This window comes from Halorarum salinum, assembly GCF_013402875.1.
Taxonomy (GTDB): Archaea; Halobacteriota; Halobacteria; order Halobacteriales; family Haloferacaceae; genus Halorarum; species Halorarum salinum.
In genome coordinates, this window is sequence record NZ_CP058579.1 from 3,043,006 (window position 1) to 3,062,941 (window position 19,936).

Here is a 19,936-nt window from a genome sequence, read left to right on the forward strand (position 1 = left end):
GATTAAAGACCTGTTCGTCGGAGCGAACGACTCGATTCGACGAACGACGTAATCCCTATCGACACACCAATAAGTCCGTTCCCCGAATCGGGGTCCACATGACTGCCGTCGGCATCGACGCCATCGAGATCTGGACGGGAAAGCTCCAGTTGGACCTGCCGAACACGTTCGCGCCGGCCAAGGACCAGGACCCCGGCTACTACACCGAAGGGCTCGGCCTGGAGACCTCGTCGTTCCCCGACACCTACGAGGACATCGTGACGATGGGCGCCAACGCCGCCAAGCGTCTGATGGACCGCAAGGGGCTGGTCCCCGACGACGTCGGACGGATCGACGTCGCCACCGAGTCGGCGTTCGACAACTCGAAGCCGGTGTCGACGTACATCGCGGGCTGCCTCGAGAAGGTGTACGAGGGCGACTTCCACCACGCGAACAAGGGCGAGCGGAAGTTCGCGTGCGTCGCCGGCACCCAGTCGATCGACGACGCCTACAACTGGATCCGGGCGGGACGGAACCGCGGGCGGTCGGCGCTCGTGGTCGCGACCGACACGGCGCTGTACGCCCGCGGCGACCCCGGCGAGGCGACCCAGGGCGCCGGCGCGGTGGCGATGCTCGTCTCCGAGGAGCCGAGCCTGGTCGAACTCTCGACCGAGCAGGGGTACGGCTCGGCCGACGAGACCGACTTCCTCAAGCCGAACCAGCAGTTCCCGAGCGTCGACGGCAAGCGCTCGATGCAGGTGTACCTCGCACGCATGCGCGAGGCCGTGGAGGACTTCGAGTCGGTCGCGTGGGACATGCACCCCGAGGACTTCGCGTACATCCCGTTCCACACGCCGTTCCCGGGCATGGTCCGGAAGGCCGGCCTGCTCGGCTACCGGCACACCATCCGCGACACCGAGATCGAGGACGAGCTGGCCGACGAGATCGGCCGCCAGCCCCGCGAGGCGGAGTACGACGACCGGGAGGCCTACGAGGAGGCGATCCGCGGATACATGGACGAACTGAAGGACACGGACGCGTACCGCGACTGGTACCGCCGCGTCATCGAGCCGACGCTGAACCTCTCCCGCAGGGTCGGCAACTGGTACACCGGGTCGGTCCACGTCGCCCGCGCGTCCGCGCTGGCACACGCGGCCGAGAACGACCGCGACGTGACCGGCGAGAAGCTGCTCGTCGGCTCGTATGGCTCCGGCGCGCAGGCCGAGATCCACGCCGAGACCGTGCAGGAGGGCTGGCGCGAGGAGATCGAGGCGCTCTCGATCGACGACCAGCTCGAGCGCCGCTACGACGTGAGCTACGACGAGTACGAGACGGTCCACGACGCCCACAACCACGAGATGGATCGCGAACTCGAGGAGTTCACCACGCCGGAGGGCGAGTTCGTCCACGTCGGCTGGGGACGGATGAGCGAGCGGAAGTACGAGTACGTGGAGTAGTCGGAGCCCGTTCCCGGATTCGGGGAGCAGCATCAGTTGTGGGCAGACCGGGTTCCGCATCCGGAGGCGGGTCCAGAGATGCGTCGGCTGATTCCGTAAGTAGTCTTTGCGTACTTCGCGACGATGGTTTAGGAGCCCACGTCGTTGAGCCACCAAATGGTTTCGAAGGGCTGGCTCCAGCAGCATCAGATCGTCGTTCATACGGTCGCCGCTTTGCTTGCCATCGCGTTCTGGGTCCGTCGTCCGGGACTCGACGCCACTTTTGAACGGGTCATCGATCCCGCCGTTGCCGTCCTGTCATACGTGACCTTTCTGGAAATTCCGTTCATTCGGCTCCGTCGGGCGTTTACGAACGGCCGATTCGATGGAACCCCACTGGGGATTGAACTTCCTCGTCGTCCCGCTCGTCGCGTGGGGACTCACCCGGGTGCTCCCCCAAGAGTCGGTCATCCTCGTCGGCGTGTTCATGGGTCTCCTGACACCGTGCATCGACTACGTAATCGCCTTCGCTGAACTTGCAGGTGGGAACCCCGAACAGATCACCGCGATAACACCGGCCCTGATGCTCATGCAACTCCTGCTGCTACCAGTGTATCTCCGGGCGTTCATGGGTTCACGGGTCGCTGACGTCATCGAAGCCGGTCCGTTCGTCGAGGCGTTCCTGCTGCTCATCGTGCTTCCCTCGACGCTCGCGTGGCTCACCGAAGTATGGTCAGACCGTACTGAGGCTGAGGCGGGCGATCGGTGGCAGGAGACGATGGGGTGGCTTCCCGTCCCGACGATGGGTGCGACGTTGTTCGTCGTCGTCGCCTCACGACTCCCTCACGTGCAGGATTCGATCGGGCAGGTCGCAGCCACCGTCCCGGTGTACGTGGGATTTCTGGCCGTAATGCCGCTGCTCGGACGATCGGCGGCCGGACTCGTCGGGATGGAAGTCGGCGAGAGCCGTGGGCTCGTCTTCACTTCGGCGACCCGAAACGCGTTGGTCGCTCTTCCGCTCGCACTCGCCCTGCCCGAAGGCTACCGATTGGTCCCCGCAGTCGTCGTCACGCGGACGCTCGTCGAACTGGTTGGGATGGTCGTTCTGACGCGGGTGGTACCGCTGTGGCTCCTGCCGGAGGCTCCGACGCCGCTCTCGGTTCCATACGCGTAGCGACACGCGTTCGATGCCGAACTAACCCATCGATGAGGAGACGCCGGTTCAGGAACGATCCTCGGACTCGGTGAGATACTCGTCGCCCCAGGCGTCCATCGCCTCGATCACGGGTCTAAGCGATTCCCCGCCCTCGGTCAGCGAGTACTCGACGCGAAACGGCTTTTCGCTCACGATCGATCGATTCACGAGCCCGTTCTCTTCGAGATCCTCCAGGCTGTTCGAGAGAACCGTACTGGAGATGCTGTCGATCTCCGATTTGAGGGCGTTGAACCCGAGCGGGCCGCACACGAGCAAGCGATGCACGATAACCGGATGCCACTTCTTGCCGATGAGATGAGCCGTACACGTTACCGTACACCACTCGTCCTCGGCACACCACGACGCGACGCAGGAGGTTTCCGGGCGACTCATTCGTGCATGGCAGTACCGAGTGCACACCCAGTATTATATCGATGCTAAGGCACGAACCCGTACCGGGTACCGTCTCCAAAGCCGATCAGGAAACCGCATCACCTGAGCGCTCCCTTCGCTTAGGCTTATTCGAGCGGTCGCGGTCTCACTCCCATGGTCCAAACGATCAGCCGGTCGCTGGTGTCGGTGACTCAGGTGGTTCCGCACTGGGTCCGGCTTCTGATCCGACTCTCGATCGCTGCAGTGGTCGCCAAGCCCGCGCTGAGCAAATTCCTGACACACGAGAGTTCAGTCGCGTTCTTCTCACGGATCGGCATTCCGTTCCCGAACGCGATGGTCGTTATCGCCGGCACCATTCAGATCACGGCAGTGGTGATGCTCGTCCTCGGAATCAGTGAGGACCTCGCGGCACTTTCGTTGGTTCCGGTGATGCTCGTGGCGATCGCCTACGTCGGCCCGGACTGGAAGAACCTCGCCGTCATCGGCGGATCGCTGGCTATCATCGTTCTCCGAACGGGAGCGGATTCACCGTCGTCACCGCTCGGTCTTCGACGCGGTTAGGCGACGCTAACCCGGTCAGTACGACCTCGTCTCAGCCTTATCCGATCGGTGTGCGATCGGGTGCGTATGGAACGGACTCGATCGACCCACGGTTTCGGATACGGGGTCGTTGCGACGGTCGCAATGTCAACCGTGATGACGTTCGGCGTTCTGTCCGGGCTGTCGCCGATTCCCGAGCCGATCCCGAAGGCCATCGTCACCTCGGTGCTCGGAATCACGGCCCCCAAACCGCTCGTCGTCGGCCTCGCAGTCGGATTGCATCTCATTTACGGCGGTGCGTTTGGCGCCCTCCTTGCGCGTTTCACACCTGCCGTGACGATCCTGAAGGGCATCTATCTCGGCGTAACGCTCTGGTTGCTCGTGCAACTCGGTGTCCTGCCGGTGCTCGGGTGGGGTGTCTTTGGAACGACGGTCACGCCGAGGATCGCGGCGACGACGCTCGCTCTCCACCTCGTCTATGGCGTCGTACTCGGATGGACGCTCGATCGTAACTCGACACGGGTTAGAACGCCGGGATCCACGGGCGTGAACTGATACGCCGGTGTAAGGATGTAGCGGCGTGAGTCGTTCCCCCTTCTCCGTGGTACGATCCGGAACCGACAGCGAGGTAGACGGGTTCCCAAACCGTCCGGGAGGTGCGACCGGCCGATCCGCTCGAACGCATTGGCCGCGCGCCAACCGGCCGATTTCCATCGCACTCCCCCGGTGAAGCCCACAAGCACGTCGGGCGCCGAACTCGTACGTGACCGAAACCACCTCCGCACCGAAACCCGAACGCGTCGACGCCAGGGAGTTCCCCGACGCGCTCGCCGAGCACGGGTTCGTCCTCGTCGACTTCTACACGAAGGGCTGCACGCTCTGCCGGAGCGTCGAACCCGTGCTCGGATCGGTCGACCGCGCGACCGGCGTGCCGATGCTGCTCGTGAACCCGAAGGACGACCCGTCGCTCGTCGCGGAACACGACGTCCGGTCGGTGCCGACGCTCGCGCTGTTCCGCGACGGCGAGGAGGTCGGTCGGGTCGCCGACGGCTTCGTCAGCGCCGAACGGCTGGTCGAGTTCGTCGAGTCGAACCGGTAGCCGACGACGCGATCCCGGTGCGCGACGCTCCGGTGCGGGCGGTTCTACAGCCCCCGCAGTTCGTCCAGCGACTCCTCCAGCGGCGACGTCGAGACGGCCAGCGAGAAGCCGTCGACCCGCGCGAGGTCGGCGGCGTGGTCCCACAGCGCGTTCCCGTCGAGGCCGTGGAGCACGACCGCGTTCGGCGTCGGCGTCACCACCCGCAGGGCCACCAGCGGCGACTCGCCGCGGGTGACGCCGGTGAACACGAGCGCGCGGTCGGTCGACTGTCCGTACAGCCGGTAGAACTCCTCGCTGGACAGCGAGGTGATCGCCTCGATGCTGTTGATCACCGTGTGGCCGTTCACCGTGTCGCGGTCGCCGGCGACGACCTCGGTCGCGTCGAGCGCGTCGTACACCCGACTCGTCGGCAGCGCGGTCGGGTACTCGCGGATGTCGCGGACGATGTCGGACTCGAAGCCCGCCGAGACGACGCGGGCGTACTGCCGGATGCGGCTCCCGCCGCGGTCCTCGTCGATGTCGAGCAGCGCGTTCACGATCCGGGAGACGAGGCCGATGCCGGGCGACTCGCGGCGGCCGCTCTCGTAGTCGGAGACGACCGACGAGGAGACGCCCATCGACTCGGCGAGATCCGTCTGGGAGACGCCGAAGTCGGTGCGCCACTTCCGGAGCGTCGCGCCCGGCGACTCCGAGAGGGCGATCTCCCCGGCGATGCGCCGCGCGAGCTCGGCCCGCGGGGCGTCGGAGTCGCCCCCTGCCGCGTTCATGCTCGCCGGTCCGCGGACCTTCCGGTTAAGGGTGTCGGAGGGCCCAGTCCGGGGAAAGCTCCTTCCCCTCTCGGCTCCCCCTGGCGCGTGTGCCGTCAACGCTCGTCCACGTCGCGCTCGGCGGCCTGCTCGCCGCCGCGCTGCTCCCCGACCGGTACGCGACCCGGGGAGCGATGCTCGTCGTCCTCGTCGCCGCCGCGCTCCCGGACCTCGACTCGCTCGTCTCGCCGTTCCTCGGCGGCGCACACCGGTCGCTCGGGCACAACGTCCTCCTGCCGACCCTCATCGGCCTCGCGCTCGCGTACGACCTCCGCGTCCGGGACCGCTCGCACCTCCACGAGCGGTTCGGCGCGGCGGGCGGCCCCGTCGCGTGCGCGGGCTTGGCCGCCTTCGTCGTCGCCGGCGTCGGACTCGACCTCGCGACGAACGGCGTGAACCTGTTCTGGCCGGTCCACGACCGGTTCTACGCGATGGACGGCGACCTGTTGCTGTCGAGCCACGACGGCGTGGTCCAGTCGTTCGTCGACCGGTCCTCGGAGGAAGCCGTACGGACCACGGAGAACCTGCACTACAGCACCGGGGTCGACCCGTCACCCGGCGCGGAATCGCGCGACGTCGAGCGCGTGTTCCCCGTGGTGAGCGGCGGCTGGCAACTGCTCCTCGTCGCGGCCGGGGCGTTCGCGGTCGCGGCGAAGCTTCGGCGCGGCCCACGGGTCGAGCGGTAAAGCGGGTAGCGGGACGAGCCCGGCCAGCATCGGCGGATTGAACCCGGCCGCCGCGTTCGTGTCGACATGGACGTTCGACCCTTCGAGGACGGCGACGCGGAGGCGCTCTGGGAACTGAAACGCGGGTTCGAGACCGGTCTGGGGGAGGGTACGGGCGACGCTGACAAGGCCGAGACCTACGAGGCGAAACTGACCGACGAGTACCGGACGCGCTGGCTCTCGTGGGTGAAACGCAGCGTCGCGGAGGACGCGCGGTGCGTGACGGTCGCCGTGCAGGGCGGCGACGAGGGCGAGAGCGCGGACGGGGGGAGCGAGGGGAGCGACCGAGCCCTCACGGGCTACGCCTTCGTCCTCCCGGAGTCGCTCGCGTTCGTCTGGGACGCCGCGGTGCTGAACGAACTCTACGTCCGGCCGGAACGCAGGGGAACCGGCGTCGCCGACGACCTGATGGCGGCCGCGCTGGAGGCCGCGCGGGGCCAGGACCTCCCGCTGGACCGGATGGTGCTCGACGTGGACCGCGGGAACGAACGTGCGCGGGCGTTCTACGAGCGACACGGCTTCGCCCACTGGGGCGAGATGGTCGCCCGGGACCTCTAGTCCGGCAGGGAGCCGAGCACCCCGCCGGTCGTCGCGAAGACGAGCGGGTAGACGACCCCCGCGAGCAGGACGCCGGTGACGTAGTCCGGGCGGACGCTCCCCCCGTCGCCCGACCCGTACGCGAAGACGAACGTGCCGACGAGCGCGAGCAGGGCGTAGACGGGGACGAGAGTGAGACCCATCACCGCGCCGCCCGCCGGATCGTCGGCGTTCGAGTACGCCGCGACCGCGACCCCCGCGAGCAGGAGCACCAGCGGCGGAACGGCGTACAGCAGCGACAGGCTCCCGTCGCCGCCGCTCGCGATGAGGTTCTCGGTGCGCGTCCCGCCGAAGTTCGGGATGAGCACGTTCACGAAGTGCGCGTTGTAGAAGTACCACCCCACCGCCTTCCAGGCGGGGATCGGGTCGTTCCCGAACAGTTCCACGAGCACGTTTATCCCCCGAAGCCGGTCCTCCACCGTACCGAACTGCCGAACGTACGTCACCAGGTAGCTGACCACGTACGCGCCGACCCCGGCGATCACGCCGGTCACGGTCGGAACGCGTCCGCTAACCCCCCCTTTCGCGGCCATGTCCATCCGTGGCCGGTTGGGGACCAAATGCTTTCTGCATCGCCGCCACGAGCGTGCCGAGTCGCAACCGTCTTGGCGCCCCCGGCCCGAGCCCGGTCGATGCTGCTTCGGGAACTCTCGCTGCTGGACCGCGACGGGGGCAGACGGGGTGACCTCCGGATCGTCGACGGCGAACTCGCCGCGGTCGGCGACCTCGAACCGTGGCGCGACGAGGCCGTTCTCGACCTACGGGGGACGGTCGCGCTCCCGGGGCTCGTCGACGCCCACGTCCACTTCTCGCTGTCGGGCGAACGGACCGTCGACGAGGTCGTCTCGATGACCGACGCCGAACTTGCGCTGGTCGAGGCGAGGAACGCCCGAAAGACGCTGGAGGCGGGGGTCACCGGCGTCCGTGCGATGGGCGCGCGTGGCGTCGACGTCCGCGTTCGGGACCGCATCGACGCCGGTGACGTCCCCGGCCCGCGGACGGTCGCGAACTGCCGATCGATCACGGCCACGGGCGGACACGGCCACCACCTCGGCCGGGAGATCGACGGGCCGGACGACGCGCGGCGGGCGGTCCGCGAGGGGGCCAAACGCGGCGCGGAGTTCGTGAAGTTCATGGCCACTGGCGGGGTCACGACCCCCGGTACCGACCCCGACGCGGTGGCGCTGACCGACGACGAACTCGACGCGCTCGTCGACGAGGCCCACCGGCGGGGGATGCACGCCGCGACCCACGCCCACGGCGCGGCGGGCGTGAAGGCGGCGGTTCACGCCGGCGTCGACACCGTCGAGCACGGCACGTTCCTCGACGACGAGGCGATCGACCTGCTGCTCCGCGAGGACGTCACGCTCGTGCCGACGCTGTCGGCGCCGTACCACATCGTCCGCAACGTCGACGCCGCGACCGCCGACGTCCGGCGGAAGACGGAGCGCGTGTACGAGCGCCACATCGAGTCGTTCCGCGACGCGGTCGAGGCGGGCGTCCGGATCGCCGGCGGCACCGACGCGGGGACGCCGTTCAACGTGCACGGCGCGAACGCCGCCGAGGTCGAGTTCATGACCGAGTACGGGATGGAGCCGCTGGCGGCCATCGATGCCATGACCGCGACCGCCGCCGACACGATCGGCCTCGCGGGCGCCGGGACGCTCGAACCGGGGACCCACGCGGACCTGCTCCTCTGTGACGGGGACCCCACCGAGGACCCCACTGCGCTCAACGACCCGGCAGTCGTGCTCAAGGGCGGGGAGGTCGTCGCGGGCGGCGACCGGGAGACCCGTCGGGCCCTCGAGGACGCGTCGGCCGCGGAACCGTCGCCGGGCGACGGGTCGGTGGCGGCGCGGAACTGACGGGCGTCGCCGCCTAGTCGAGCACCGCGGTGCCGCCGCCGGTCGCGTCGTGCCACTCGCCCCTCGAAATCGAGTAGCGGACGAGGTCCGTGACCGCCCCGTCGGGCGTCGCGTGCCGGTTCCGGAACCGTCCGTCCCGCCGGCCGCCGAACCGATCGACGTACTTCGTGATGGCCCGCTCGCTCCTCGCGTTCCCCGGTTCGTGGCCGACGGTGACGACCTCGAGGTCGAGGCGGTCGAACGCGAGTTCGACCAGCGCGGTCGCGCGTTCGCCGGAGTAGCCCCGGCCCCAGAACCGTCTCCTGAGCCAGAGGCCGAGGTCGCCGCGCCGTCTCCCCCAGTCCACCTGGATTCCGGTGAAGCCCGCCATCTCCCCGGCGCCGTCCTCCCCGTCCCGCGGTCGGAGCACGTAGCCTGCTGCCGACGCCTCCTCGCGGTGCTCGTCGCCGCGTTCGAGGAACGCCTCCGTCTCGCGGGGGTGCTCGTGGGGGTCCCAGGGAACGTGCCGCGTCACGTCCTCGATGCCGGGATCGGCCGAACAGATCCGGTAGAGTTCCCGGGCGTCGATGCCGTCCGTCGACCGCGGTTCGAACCGGAGCCGTTCCGTCTCGATGGTCCGAGGGAAGAGGTCAGCCATCGAGTTCCTCGACGAACTCCGCGTGCGACTCGTCGCCGACGGCCTCGCGCCACTCCGCCTGCGACACGGAGAACCGAAGCACGTCGCGCGGGCCCTTCCCGTCCGGGACGACCTCGTTTCGGATCCGACCCTCGCGCCGGCCGCCCATCCGCTCGACGTACTTCTCGATGGCGCGGACGGACTTTCCGTTCTCGGGGAACACCGCGACCGCGAGCAGGTCGAGGTCCAGCCGACGGAACGCGAGGTCCGCGAGCGCGAGCGCCCGCTCGCCGGAGTAGCCCCGGCCCCAGAACGGCTTCCGGAGCCAGACGCCGAGCGTCCCGACCCGGGTGTCCCAGTCGAGGTGGAGGCCGGCGTTACCCGCGAACTCGCCGGCGCCCGGTTCCCCCTCGCGCGGGAACACGGCGTACGTGGCGCTCCCGCGCTCGTCCCACGCCTCCGCGAAGTCGGCGAGCACGTCGCGGCTCTCCTTCGGGTGATCGTGGGGGCGCCACGAGAGGAACTCGCACTCCTCCGCGACGGTGTCGCTCCCGCTCGCGCCGGCGTGCCCGTAGAACTCCAGGGCGTCGACGGCGGCGTCGTGGCGGTCGAGTCGGAGGCGATCGGTGAGGATCCGCTCGGGGAACATGTCCGACGCCTCACCTGACGTGGCAAAAACCCTTCCTCGGGTGTGTCACGAACTCGCAGGCTCGAGCCGCGACGCGAGAGTCCGCCGCCCCGACGACCCCGGGTCGACGCGGAGGACACACGACCGCTCCGACATTTAAGGCAGGCAGGCCCCTACGGCCGGGCGAACCATGTCCGATCTCGTCCTCTACGAACTGGAGGGTTGTCCGTACTGTACGAAGGTGAAGAACAAACTCGCCGAACTCGGCCTCGACTACGACTCCGAGATGGTGCCGCGGCCCCGCCACGAGCGGACGGAGGTGCAGGAGGTGAGCGGCCAGACCGGCGTGCCGGTGCTCGTCGACGAGGAACACGGCGTCGAGGGGATGGCCGAGAGCGACGACATCGTCGCCTACCTGGAGGAGACGTACGGCTCGGGGAGCGCGGCGTAGGACCGACGTCCTCGGCCTTCCGACGTGACTTTCGCGAACGAACCGAGCGAGCGAACGGTCCGAGCGGGACGGACGGCCCTGGCGGGCGTTCCGCGAACGGAACCCTGCCCCGTCGACGGTCAGGCCTCCTGGGGCTCCTCGGACCGGTCGCGGATGAGTTCGCGGACCCTGTCTGGGTCGTCCGTCTCTGCCAGTTCGTCGACCGAGACGATGGCCGTGCCGTCGAGGGACTCGCGCTTCGAGCGCTCCTCGGTGAAGTAGACGGCCCGCGTCCGGGTCACGCGGCCGAGCGAGGCCATCAACTTCGCGCGCTTGGCCGCCGTCTTGGTGAACGAAGAGTGGCCGGTGAGGAGCGTGAAGGTGACGTCCGGCGCCTCGGCGTCGTCCGCGTTCTCGCTCACCGCCTTGAACGGCGCGCGCTGGGTGGGGTGGACGACGAAGCCGGCCCGCGAGAGCACCGCGTGGACGTGTTCGTCGTCCGGGTCGGCCTCGGGCGGTTCCGGCGTTGGGTCGGCCTCGCGCACCTCCTCGGCGCCCTCCATCACGTTCACGGGGTCCGAGAAGGGCCGATCGAACAGGTCCTCCAGCTGGACGGCGACCTCGACGGAGGCGTTCATGCCGTTCTCGTACTTGGCGACCGTGCGCCGGGAGACGCCGAGTTCGTCGGCCAGCCGCCCGAGGCTCCAGCCGCGTTCCTTCCGCTCGTCGGAGACCAGCGTGCCGTCGATGTTGACGTACAGTCCGCCGGGCGCCGCGTAGATGAGCGGCGGGACCTCCTCGACCAGCAGGTCGTACAGCGTGTCGGGGTGGATGGCCGGGACGCCGTGCCGGAAGTACACCACGCCGGGCTTGATGTCCTCGTCGCGGGTCCGCATCCCGACGACCATCGGCGTCGCCGAGAGGTAGCTACCCAGCCGCCGCATCTCGGCACCCGTCGGTCCGTCGAAGGCGTCGACGTTCCCGAGGACCTTGAGCAGCAGGAGGTCCTCGCCCCGCCGCGCGGCGAGGTCGAAGCTCTTCGGGCGGACCGCACAGCGCTCGCTGACGAGGAAGCCCGCGTCGGCGAGCATCGCGGTCACGTTCCCGACCAGCGCCGTCCGGGACATGTCGTAAGATAAGCGAACGCACCCTTATATGGGTTGTGCCGGCCGTGCGCGGCGGTCACCCGGCTCCGTCCGGAGGTTACCGCGAACCGCGGTCGGAGTACCTAAATAGCAGCAGCCGACGCGAAACCCACATACCCCGGGGAGGTCTTCCCGTGACCGTGACGGTCATCGGCCTCGACGACACGGACTCGCGGACCGAGGGCATGTGCAGTACCTACCTCGCCGCGCTCGTCGCCGAGGCCGTGGCGGCCGCCGGCGGAACCGTCGACAGGCTCGTGCTCGTCCGGCTCAACCCCGCCGTCGAGCACAAGACGCGCGGGAACGCCGCGCTCGCCGTCCACGCCGACGTCGACGCCGACCGGGCGTTCGACGTCGCCGCAGGACTGGTCGAGGAGTACGCCGTCGACGAGGACCCCCACACCAGCCCCGGGCTGGTCGTCGCCGACGGCGGCCCGGAGTCGGTGCCGACCCGGGTCGCCGAGTTCGCCGGCGACGCCGTTCGGGAGTTCCACTCGGTCCGAGACGCGATCGCGATCGCGGATGACGCGAGTTATCGGCACGCTGGATGGGGCGCCGAGACCGGGGACGGCACCCCCGGACGCGGTCGGATCGGCGCGCTCGCGGCCGTCGGCGCGTGGGCGGCGTGGCACGACCCCGGGGGTACGGACGGGGCGGCCGAATCCGGCGACGCGACGGCTGCGACGGACGGGACGCCCGACGGCTGGACCTACGAGCACGTCAGCTACCGGCAGTTCGATCGCTGCGGAACCCCTCGAGAGGTCGACGAGGAGTCGGCGTTCGCCGCCGCCGACGCGGGGTATCCGGCCGTCTGGGACACGGTCGACCGCGGGACCGGCGAGGCGGTCTGCGTCCCCAACGCGCCGGGGCCGATCCTCCACGGGATCCGCGGCGACGACCCCGACGCCGTCCGGCGCGTCGCCGGGCGGATCGACTCGGAACCCGTCGAACGGACGGCCCTCTTTCACACGAACCAGGGGACCGACGCGCACCTCCGGGATGCCACGGTCTGCGCGGTCGAGGACGGCCGCGCCTACCGCGTGACGGGCGAGGTCGTCTCGGCCCCCGAGACCAGGCGGGGCGGGCACGTCTTCCTCGCCGTGTCGGGCGTCGATCGGGGAGACGGCGCCGAATCCGGCGACGTCGAACCGGGCGGCGCCGACCCGAAAGACGCCGAACCCGACGCAGTCGCCGATCTGGACTGCGTCGCGTTCGCGCCCACGGACCGGTTCCGGGACAGGGTCCGCGGACTCACGGAGGGCGACCGAATCACGGTCTGCGGCGAGGTGGCCGACGGCACGCTCAAACTGGAGAAGTTCGCCGTCCGCGAGCTCGTCACGACGGGGTGGGTCGTCCCGGAGTGTCCCGACTGTGGCCGGTCGATGGAGTCGGCCGGCGCGGACCAGGGGTACCGCTGCCGGGACTGTGGGACGAGCGAACCCGGGAAGGCGTCCCGGAAACTGGACCGCGACCTCGAACTCGGCTGGTACGAGGTCCCGCCGACCGCGCGGCGCCACGTCGCCAAGCCGCTCGTCAGGGGCGGGTTCGACGCGCCGACCCACCCCGAGCGCTAGTCGAAGCGGCCGCTCGCCTCGCGGAGGGCGTCGTCGTCGAGGGGCGCGACGCCGGCCTCCGACTCGAGGAACCGGTCGGGGGCGTCGAACCGCGCGTCGCTCACCTCCGCGCCCGGGATCGGTTCGCCCGCCGTCTCCGCCCGGTCGACGACGTAACGGATGGCGACGACCGCCCGTCTCCCGCGTTCGACGTGGTCGGCGCGAAACAGTTCCAGGTCCGCCGGGTCGACGCGGACGCCCGCCTCCTCCGCGAGTTCGCGGGCAGCGCCGACGGCCGGCGGTTCGTCGTGCTCGATGTTGCCGCCGGGCACGCCCCACGTGCCGAAGTTCGGTTCGGTGGCCCGCTCGACCATGAGCACGCGGTCGCCGTCGACGACCAGCACCCCCGCGACCGGCCTGCTGTTCTCCCAGACGACCCTGTCGCAGTTCGGGCAGTAGCGTCGGCTGCGGTTCTCGACCTCGACGCGGCCGAGTTCGGTCCCGCAGATCGGGCAGTGCTCGCCCGGGACCGTGATCATCGGCGGACCGCCGTGGGTGATGGGGTGGTGGTCGTCCGACCGAAACCGGGTGCGGGGGCTACGGACACGTCCGACCTCGGCGGTCCGGACTCAAGAAGTTAGTTCTTCAGCCCGCTCCCGGTGAGCGGGACGACCACCTCGTCGTCGGGCGCCAGGACGCCCCGCGCCCGGTACTCGGCGAGCGCCGCCGGCGCGACCGCCGACGTCGGTTCGACGTAGAAGCCGGCCGCGTGCAAACGGTCGAGTTCGCGCTCCACGGGGTCGGCCCCGAGCGCGATTGCGTCGCCGTCCGTCCCCTGGATGGCGTCGAGGATCTCCCCCTTTCGAACGGGATCCGCGATCTGAATCCCGTCCGCGGCGTCGTTGTCGCCCGAAACGGCGTCGAGTCCGTGGAGCTCCGCCGCGATGGGCGCGTGGCCGGCCGCCTGGACTCCGAGCAGCCTCGGCACCGAGTCGGTCCATCCCGCGTCCTCCAGCGCCCGGAACCCGCGATGGGCGCCGAGGAAGAGCGTCCCGTGGCCGAGGGGAAGTACGACCGCGTCGGGGACGGTCCAGTCACGCTGGAGCGCGGTCTCGTAGGCGAACGTCGCCGTCCCGGCGAAGAACGCCGGGTTCCAGGCGTGGCTCGCGTACCACCCATCCCCGGCCTCCACCGCCTTGATGCAGGCGTCCGTCGTCGCCCGCCGCGGCCCCTCGACCTTCACCGGGTTCGCGCCGGCCCGTCGGATGGCCCGAAGCTTCGAGTCCTTCACGGACGCCGGGACGTAGACGTCAGCGTCGATGCCGGCCCGGGCGGCGTACGTCGCGACGGCCGCGCCGGCGTTGCCCGAGGAGTCCTCCACCACCGTCCCGACGCCGAGCGCGGCCGCCCGCGAGAGGGTGACCGTCGCGCCGCGGTCCTTGAACGACCCCGTGGGGAACACGTACTCCAGTTTGAACTCGGCGTCCCAGTCCGGCGCGTCGACCAGCGGGGTCGTACCCTCGCCGAGCGTCGCCGCCGGCGACTCGGGGACGAACTCCGAGAACGACCAGAGTCCGTCCCTGACGTCGAAGGCAGCGGGGTCGGGGGCCGGCCCGTCCGGGAGCGACCGTTCGACGTACTCCAGCGGGCGGCCGCACTCGCAGCGCCAGCGGTCGGCGTACTCGGTCCCGCAGTCGGGACAGCGGAGCGACGGCGCGGTCATGGTCGGGACGTGGGCGCGCCGGAACCAGTAGGTGACGGTTCGTGTTCGGATGGCGAAGGAAATGTTCGGCGAACGGGGCGAACCGATTCGCGGCGAGGGAGGCGGGACTTTGCCCCGCCGACCGAGCGAGCGGCCTCCTGCCGTGAACGGGCCCGTCGAAACCCTCGAGCCGTGATCGGTTTCGGAAGCCATGCTGGATTGAGGGCGCGTATGCAGCAAACACCTCCGGAGTCCGGTTGTATGACTACCGCCGAAGTATACCGCCTTCGAACGTCGATTTGAGGTGCTGGTTTACGGTCAAAACTCGGTGATCACAGGGATACCGGCGGTTTCGAACTCCGTCATCGCGTCAAGTTTCCCCGAGGTCTGGTCGAGAGACACCGTCTCGGAAACCATCATCGCCGGATCGAGCTTCCCGTGTTCGATCATCCGGAAAATCTCGTCGTAGCGAGGCCGGGGCATGCCGATCGTGCCGATGAACTGGAGTTCCTTGGCGACAATCAGGTCCGTCGGGAGCGAGACCTCACCACCCTCTTCACTGGATGTCAGGCCGATCTGGAGGTGCTGGCCGCGTTTTCGAAGGCTGTGGACCGAGTTGCGACACGTCTCAGCAATGCCGAGTGCGTCCACGGAGACGTCAGCGCCACCGTCTGTGATCGCGGCCACCTCCGCGGGTACGTCGGCAACCTCGGTCGCATTGATGGTTTCGACGGCGCCTACTTCGGCTGCGAATTCCAGTTTCTCGTCGAACAGGTCGACGGCGATGACGTTCGCGCCAAGCGCGTCGGCGATGTGAACGGCCGAGAGCCCGACACCGCCGCAGCCGTGGACCGCGAGCCAGTCGCCGGCAGTGACATCCGCCTCGTGGACGAGCGCGTGGAACGACGTCATGAACCGGCAGCCCAGTCCAGCCATCTCGACCGGCGAGACACCGTCCGGGAGGGGGACGACGTTGAAGTCGGCCCACGGGACGTGAAATCGTTCGCCGAAGGCGCCCGGCGATGCTGGGGCGAGTCCCAGCGGAATGCGGTTGTCGCAGAGATTGGAACGACCGTCTCGACAGGACGGGCAGGTCCCGTCGCCGAGGTTGAACGGGACGGCGACGCGGTCGCCTTCACGGACGTGTTCGACCTCGTCGCCGACCGTGACGACGACGCCGACGGGTTCGTGCCCGAAGACGTGGCCGTCCTCGAACTCCCTGGACTCCCAGAGCGGATCTCCCTGCCACGCGTGCCAGTCACTCCGGCAAATGCCACACGCCCCTGTCTCGACTACGACCCCCGTTGGGTCCGGTTCCGGTTCGTCGATCTCCCGGACCTCCAGCGGTTCCCCATGGCCGGTAAACACTGCTGCACGCATCATACCGTGGTGATAGATGACATACATCATAATTGTGCGGGTCCACGGATGCGGTATCCGTACCACTTGGGCCCGTGATGGTCAACGACTTGCTGAATCCACCCTCTGCATTCAGCACGCTCCTCTTGTCAGCCGGTGGGAATCTCGACGGGACCGCATGAACGGGTTTTGCCGGGGATCGACGAGCGGGCGCGCCCTCGGCAAAAGAGGTTCCAACGAGAGGTTCGTCAGAACCGATCGATCTCGGCCCCGACCGAACAGACGTACTCGCCGGTGGCGACCTGCGGGAGTCGACGGGTGCGCCAGAAGATTCCGGCGCTGTCGGCGGTCACTCGCCCCTTCATCGTCCCGAAGGGGTCGGTCACCTCGAAGAGGACGTCGCCCGCGCTCACGCGGTCGCCGAGCTCCTTCCGGAAGTTCACCAGCCCCCCCGAGGGGGAGCCGTACTGGTCGAAGTCGGACGCGCGGGTCTGCTTCGAGAGCTCCACGTCGCCGTCGAGGAATCCGTAGAAGCGGAGCACGCGGAACAGCCCCTCGACGCCGAGTTCGACGCTCTCCTCGTCCCAGCCGACCGCGCCGCCGAGCTCGGGGTCGATCGTCGGGATTCCCTCGTCCGGCGCGACGCGCGCGAGCTGCCCGTCAGGCCCCTTCTGGTCGAGCACGTGGCCGACGCCGAACGCCTTCGCGAGTTCGAGGCAGTCGCGGTGGAGCCGGTGGCGGGGACCACAGCGGACCCTGACCTCGTTGATCATCCGGCTCGTCGACCCCTGGTGGAGGTCGACGACGAGGTCCGCCCGCATCGCGGCCTCGTAGGTCGCGGCCGCGATGCGCTCGGAGGAGGTGCCGTTCGCGTCGCCTGGGTACGCCCGGTTCATCTTCGTGTCGTCGATCGGGTTGCGGTGCTCGGCGACCTGGAACCCGTGGTAGTTGACGATGCCGACGACGATGATCTCGCCGGCCAGTTCCGCGGGGTCGACCTGCGGGACGAACCGGTTCACGACGCCGAGCCCGTTCAGTTCGTCGCCGTCGCTGACCGCCTGCACGTACAGCGTCTTCCCGTCCGCGGCGCCGTTGAGCACCGCGACGGGGAGCCCGACCGTCGTGCCGTCCCGGGTCTCGCCGACCTCGAGGCGACCGGTGTCGAACTCCCCGGGTGCCGCGCTCGCGGTCCCGAGCGTGGTAGCCATTACCTCCGTCGTATCGCCGCCCCGCCTTGAGGTGTTCGGTCCACGAGCGGCTTGCCGCCCCGTGGGGGCGGTCGGCGGTAGGGGTCGGCCGTGGAGGGGGCTGCCACGGCGCGTGCCGGCAACGCGGTCCGACGGAGCGGACCGCCGGGATTCAAGCGCGTCGCCCCACCACCCCGACGCATGGTCGACATCGAGGAGCGGGAGGAACGGCTGGAGGGGCTTCTGGCGGCCGAGGGGTACGAGGCGGTCTGGTTCGCCCGCCCGAACTCGTTCGCGTGGGCGACCGGGGGCCGAAACTGGGTCGACGCGGCCGCCGACGTGGGCGACGCCGCGGTCGGCTACCTCGGCGACGGGGAGTGGACCGTCGTGACGAACAACGTCGAGGCCGAGCGGCTGGCCGCCGAGGAACTCCCCCCGGAGCTGTCGATGTCGGTCGCCGCGGACGGGTGGCACGAGGCGACGCTGGCCGAGTCGGTCGCCGCGCGCTCGCCGACGCCCGCGGCGGCGGACTTCGAGGTCCCGGGGCTGGACGCCGTCGATCCCACGCGCGTCAGACTCAGGCTCTCGCACGACGACGTGCGACGGTACCGCGAGTTCGGACGGGAGGCGGCGCTGGCGGTCGAAACCGTCTGCCGGGAACTCGAACCCGGCGACACCGAACACGAGGTCGCCGCGGGGATTCGGATCTCGCTTTCGTCCCGCGACGTCGACGCGCCGGTCGTCCTCGTCGGCGGCGGCGAGCGCGCGCCCGCGTACCGACATCCGACGCCGACCGACGCGGCGCTCGGCGACTACGCGCTGGTCGTGGTGACCGCCCGGCGCGGCGGACTGCACGCCTCGCTGACCCGGACCGTCGCGTTCGACCCGCCCGAGTGGCTGGCCGACCGCCACGCCGCCGCCCGGCGCGTCGAGACGCGGGCGCTCGCTGCCACGCGACGGATCGCTGGCGAGGGCGGCACCTCCAACGAGATGTTCGCGGAGATCCGGGAGGCGTACGCCGCGGAGGGGTACGAGGACGAGTGGCGCGAGCACCACCAGGGCGGGGCGACCGGCTACGCGGGCCGGGAGTGGTTCGCGACGCCGGACGGGACCGACCCCGTGGCCCCGGACGCTGCGTACGCGTGGAACCCGACCGTCCGGGGTGCCAAGAGCGAGGACACGGCGCTCGTGACCGACGACGACGTCGAGATACTGACCGACACCGGACGGTGGCCGACCGACGCGGTCGAGGCGGACGGCCTCACGCTCGAGCGGCCGGCCATTCTGGAGCGGTAGCGTCGCCGATCCGGCTGAAATCGCCGTCGTTCGCCGTCGCCGATGGGGAAGTTTCATTGCGGATTGGTGACCGGATAGGGACATGTCGTGGTACGCAGTCGACGCCATCGACGACGCGTTGAACGCCACCAGGGCGTTCCTGTTCCCGTTCTCGCTCGGGCGCTGGGCCCGGCTCGCCCTCGTCACGCTGTTCCTCGGCGGCGGCGGAGCGGGGGTGCAGAACGTCTTCCAGTACGCGGATTCGCTCGGCCAGTTCGCCGGCCCGGGCGCGCCTGGGCCGGTCGGCGGGCCGTCCGCGCTCGCGCCCCTCGCCGGGGGAGCGACGACCCCCGACCCGGTTCTGCTCGCCCAGGCCGGCGGCGGGGTGCCGAACGCGCTCCCCTTCGCGCTCGGACTCGTCGGGCTGGTCGTCATCGCGGTCTTCGTCCTGCTCGCGCTGCTGTTCACGGTGCTCGGACCGGTGTTTGAGTTCGTCTTCGTCGACGTCATCGCGACCGACGACGTTCGGGTCCGCTCCGCCTTCCGCCGGAACTTCTGGAAGGGGATGCGGCTGCTCGCGTTCTCCATCGGCCTTGGCATCCTGTTCGCGGTCCCCATCGTCCTCGCCGGCGCCGTGCTGTTCGGGGTGGGAGCGACCGGCTTCACCGGGATGGAGTTCGCCGACTTCGGGGTCGGCGGCGCGGTCGCCCTCCTCGTGCTCCTGCTCGGCTGGATGCTGCTGTTCTCGCTCGTCTACGGGTTCACCCGGCAGTTCGTCGTCCCCGTGATGTTCGTCGACGACGTCGGCGTCCTCTCCGGCTGGTCGACGGTCTGGGGGCTCCTCAGGGCCGAGGTGGGACAGTCGGTGCTCTACGTCGCGTTGCACTTCCTCGTCGGGATCGGCGTCGCGCTGGTCCGCGCGCTGCTCGCGCTCGTCGCGCTCGTTCCGGTGGGCATCGTCGCGGTCGCCGTGGGGTTCGGGTTCGGCGCCGTCGCCGGGGGCGCGGTCTCGCCGGACATCGGCGTCGGGGTCGGCGTGATCGCGGGGGGAGCGGTCGGACTGCTGCTGTACTTCCTGCTGGTGTTCCTCCCGCTGAACGTGCTGACCCGGACGTACCTCCGGACGTACGAACTCGCCGCCCTGGCGGGCTTCGACGGGAGCTACGACGTGCTCGCCCGCTACCGGGACGGCGGGGCCGGAACCGGTCCGGGCGGTGACGACCGTGGCGACGGCGACGACGACCGCGGCGACGGCTTCGACGGCAGCGAGGGAACGGACCGGGACGCCGACGACGGCTTCGGCGAGTTCGTCCCGGCCGAGGACCTCGTCGACGAGGACGACCGCCGACGGGGCGCCGTCGGCGCGGCGGTCGTCGCCCCGGCCTGATGTCCGCTCGGTAGCTTTT

21 protein-coding genes and 1 pseudogene are annotated in these 19,936 nt (G+C 69.7%); 12 read left to right on the top strand and 10 right to left on the bottom strand.

Annotation, left to right across the window (positions count from 1 at the left end; genetic code table 11):
* Positions 1-98: 98 nt before the first annotated feature.
* Both hmgB and HUG12_RS15250 read left to right on the top strand, forming a co-directional pair.
* Positions 99-1,436, top strand: coding sequence for a hydroxymethylglutaryl-CoA synthase (hmgB, locus tag HUG12_RS15245; RefSeq protein ID WP_179269600.1), 1,338 nt, complete (start codon positions 99-101; stop codon positions 1,434-1,436).
* Between the two features lie 156 nt (positions 1,437-1,592).
* Positions 1,593-2,589, top strand: a pseudogene (locus HUG12_RS15250) (arsenic resistance protein).
* Positions 2,590-2,637: 48 nt separating this feature from the next.
* Here HUG12_RS15250 and HUG12_RS15255 read toward each other — a convergent pair.
* Positions 2,638-3,003 (bottom strand): winged helix-turn-helix transcriptional regulator, encoded by a 366-nt coding sequence (locus tag HUG12_RS15255; RefSeq protein ID WP_179269601.1) that lies wholly within the window; start codon positions 3,001-3,003, stop codon positions 2,638-2,640.
* 153 nt (positions 3,004-3,156) lie between these two features.
* Between HUG12_RS15255 and HUG12_RS15260 the strand changes: the two genes are divergently transcribed.
* The 3 genes from HUG12_RS15260 to HUG12_RS15270 all read left to right on the top strand — a co-directional run bounded on the left by HUG12_RS15260 (position 3,157) and on the right by HUG12_RS15270 (position 4,642).
* Positions 3,157-3,564, top strand: coding sequence for a DoxX family protein (locus tag HUG12_RS15260; protein WP_179269602.1), 408 nt, complete (start codon positions 3,157-3,159; stop codon positions 3,562-3,564).
* Positions 3,565-3,630: 66 nt separating this feature from the next.
* Positions 3,631-4,098, top strand: a complete 468-nt coding sequence (locus HUG12_RS15265; protein ID WP_218836330.1) for a DUF6789 family protein — start codon at positions 3,631-3,633, stop codon at positions 4,096-4,098.
* Positions 4,099-4,306: 208 nt separating this feature from the next.
* Complete coding sequence (locus HUG12_RS15270; RefSeq protein WP_179269603.1) at positions 4,307-4,642, top strand: thioredoxin family protein; 336 nt, start codon at positions 4,307-4,309, stop codon at positions 4,640-4,642.
* Between the two features lie 44 nt (positions 4,643-4,686).
* Here the strand turns inward: HUG12_RS15270 and HUG12_RS15275 are convergent, their stop codons facing one another.
* Entirely contained in the window at positions 4,687-5,409 is a 723-nt protein-coding gene (locus tag HUG12_RS15275; RefSeq protein WP_179269604.1) for a helix-turn-helix domain-containing protein, read from the bottom strand.
* A gap of 89 nt (positions 5,410-5,498) precedes the next feature.
* Between HUG12_RS15275 and HUG12_RS15280 the strand changes: the two genes are divergently transcribed.
* Together HUG12_RS15280 and HUG12_RS15285 are read left to right on the top strand one after the other, a co-directional pair.
* Positions 5,499-6,134 (top strand): metal-dependent hydrolase, encoded by a 636-nt coding sequence (locus tag HUG12_RS15280; protein ID WP_179269605.1) that lies wholly within the window; start codon positions 5,499-5,501, stop codon positions 6,132-6,134.
* Positions 6,135-6,200: 66 nt separating this feature from the next.
* Positions 6,201-6,731, top strand: coding sequence for a GNAT family N-acetyltransferase (locus tag HUG12_RS15285; protein ID WP_179269606.1), 531 nt, complete (start codon positions 6,201-6,203; stop codon positions 6,729-6,731).
* Here HUG12_RS15285 and HUG12_RS15290 read toward each other — a convergent pair.
* Positions 6,728-7,303, bottom strand: coding sequence for a transporter (locus tag HUG12_RS15290; protein ID WP_179269607.1), 576 nt, complete (start codon positions 7,301-7,303; stop codon positions 6,728-6,730). The two genes, HUG12_RS15285 and HUG12_RS15290, sit on opposite strands and share 4 nt — an antisense overlap.
* Before the next feature lie 99 nt (positions 7,304-7,402).
* Here HUG12_RS15290 and HUG12_RS15295 point away from each other — a divergent pair, with 99 nt between their 5' ends.
* On the top strand, positions 7,403-8,635 hold the full coding sequence (locus HUG12_RS15295; protein ID WP_179269608.1) for a metal-dependent hydrolase family protein: 1,233 nt from the start codon (positions 7,403-7,405) through the stop codon (positions 8,633-8,635).
* 13 nt (positions 8,636-8,648) lie between these two features.
* On the opposite strand, the gene HUG12_RS15300 is transcribed toward HUG12_RS15295, so the two are convergent.
* Together HUG12_RS15300 and HUG12_RS15305 are read right to left on the bottom strand one after the other, a co-directional pair.
* The gene (locus HUG12_RS15300; protein ID WP_179269609.1) at positions 8,649-9,272 is read right to left on the bottom strand and encodes a GNAT family N-acetyltransferase; all 624 of its coding nucleotides are present in this window, start codon (positions 9,270-9,272) and stop codon (positions 8,649-8,651) included.
* Positions 9,265-9,900 carry a GNAT family N-acetyltransferase gene (locus tag HUG12_RS15305; protein WP_179269610.1) on the bottom strand — a complete coding sequence of 212 codons (636 nt, stop codon included), beginning with the start codon at positions 9,898-9,900 and terminating at the stop codon, positions 9,265-9,267. The genes HUG12_RS15300 and HUG12_RS15305 overlap by 8 nt, the downstream gene beginning before the upstream one ends.
* A gap of 169 nt (positions 9,901-10,069) precedes the next feature.
* On the opposite strand from HUG12_RS15305, the gene HUG12_RS15310 reads away from it, so the two are divergent.
* The gene (locus HUG12_RS15310) at positions 10,070-10,330 is read left to right on the top strand and encodes a glutathione S-transferase N-terminal domain-containing protein (RefSeq protein WP_179269611.1); all 261 of its coding nucleotides are present in this window, start codon (positions 10,070-10,072) and stop codon (positions 10,328-10,330) included.
* A gap of 119 nt (positions 10,331-10,449) precedes the next feature.
* Here HUG12_RS15310 and HUG12_RS15315 read toward each other — a convergent pair whose 3' ends face one another.
* Positions 10,450-11,436 carry a transcriptional regulator gene (locus tag HUG12_RS15315; protein WP_179269612.1) on the bottom strand — a complete coding sequence of 329 codons (987 nt, stop codon included), beginning with the start codon at positions 11,434-11,436 and terminating at the stop codon, positions 10,450-10,452.
* Positions 11,437-11,594: 158 nt separating this feature from the next.
* Between HUG12_RS15315 and HUG12_RS15320 the strand changes: the two genes are divergently transcribed.
* A complete protein-coding gene (locus tag HUG12_RS15320) occupies positions 11,595-13,028 on the top strand; it encodes a tRNA(Ile)(2)-agmatinylcytidine synthase (protein WP_179270662.1) in 1,434 nt (477 codons plus the stop codon).
* On the opposite strand, the gene HUG12_RS15325 is transcribed toward HUG12_RS15320, so the two are convergent.
* The 4 genes from HUG12_RS15325 to HUG12_RS15340 form a co-directional block, all read right to left on the bottom strand.
* Positions 13,025-13,546 (bottom strand): NUDIX hydrolase, encoded by a 522-nt coding sequence (locus tag HUG12_RS15325; RefSeq protein WP_179269613.1) that lies wholly within the window; start codon positions 13,544-13,546, stop codon positions 13,025-13,027. The genes HUG12_RS15320 and HUG12_RS15325 overlap by 4 nt on opposite strands.
* Positions 13,547-13,644: 98 nt before the next feature.
* Complete coding sequence (locus HUG12_RS15330; RefSeq protein WP_179269614.1) at positions 13,645-14,730, bottom strand: pyridoxal-phosphate dependent enzyme; 1,086 nt, start codon at positions 14,728-14,730, stop codon at positions 13,645-13,647.
* A gap of 297 nt (positions 14,731-15,027) precedes the next feature.
* Complete coding sequence (locus HUG12_RS15335) at positions 15,028-16,089, bottom strand: zinc-dependent alcohol dehydrogenase family protein (protein ID WP_179270663.1); 1,062 nt, start codon at positions 16,087-16,089, stop codon at positions 15,028-15,030.
* A 227-nt stretch (positions 16,090-16,316) separates the two neighbouring features.
* The gene (locus tag HUG12_RS15340; protein WP_179269615.1) at positions 16,317-17,276 is read right to left on the bottom strand and encodes a succinylglutamate desuccinylase/aspartoacylase family protein; all 960 of its coding nucleotides are present in this window, start codon (positions 17,274-17,276) and stop codon (positions 16,317-16,319) included.
* A 180-nt stretch (positions 17,277-17,456) separates the two neighbouring features.
* On the opposite strand from HUG12_RS15340, the gene HUG12_RS15345 reads away from it, so the two are divergent.
* Together HUG12_RS15345 and HUG12_RS15350 are read left to right on the top strand one after the other, a co-directional pair.
* The gene (locus HUG12_RS15345) at positions 17,457-18,551 is read left to right on the top strand and encodes a M24 family metallopeptidase (RefSeq protein WP_179269616.1); all 1,095 of its coding nucleotides are present in this window, start codon (positions 17,457-17,459) and stop codon (positions 18,549-18,551) included.
* Positions 18,552-18,633: 82 nt separating this feature from the next.
* Complete coding sequence (locus HUG12_RS15350) at positions 18,634-19,917, top strand: DUF7544 domain-containing protein (protein WP_179269617.1); 1,284 nt, start codon at positions 18,634-18,636, stop codon at positions 19,915-19,917.
* The last annotated feature ends 19 nt before the right edge of the window (positions 19,918-19,936 follow it).